We start from the raw sequence: 679 nt of genomic DNA on the forward strand, positions 1-679 counted from the left end.
CACCACTAACAATAGCGCTGAGTAAGGCAACCGAAGCGGGTGCGAGCACCAAGCCATTGCGATAGTGGCCGGCATTGATATAAAGGTTGTCAAACTCCTTCATTTGGCCAATATAGGGAATGCCATCTGGTGAGCCTGGGCGTAGACCCGACCAATGCGCACTGATAGGGCAGGAGGCCAAGCCCGGGAAGAGGTCTATCGCCATATCTGCCAATTCCTCTTTTGCTTGTTCCGTTGTGCGCTTATCAAAGCCGACGTCTTCCAGAGTGCTACCTGCCAGTACCTTTCCGTCTCTACGTGGAATCACATACTTACCATTGTTCATCACAACCCGGTTGACCAGGCCAATAGGCGCATCAAAAATTAGCATTTGCCCTTTAACCGGCTTAACCTCAATACCATCACTTTTCGCGACACTGCGACTCCAGGCGCCACTACAAATGACGACGGCATCAGCTCTATGCTCATCACCATTATGCAGCTTAACGCCATCGAGTTTGTCTTTATTCGTCAGAAACGATGAGACTTCAGCGCCCTCATGAATAGTTACTAAGGGGTTACGCTGCAAAGAGGTATACAAAGCCTGCAGTAAACGAGGGTTACGGATACTGGAAACTTGAGACATCCACAAACCATCTTTAACACCTTCACGCAAAGCAGGCTCAAGCTCATAGATTTT

General features: G+C 49.0%; 1 protein-coding gene. It reads right to left on the reverse strand.

Annotation, left to right across the window (positions count from 1 at the left end):
• Positions 1 to 679 (reverse strand): FAD-binding oxidoreductase (locus tag A3763_RS06275; RefSeq protein WP_197482809.1); only part of this gene is annotated, 679 nt, incomplete at both ends.

It is taken from the genome of Oleiphilus sp. HI0128, from assembly GCF_001635365.1.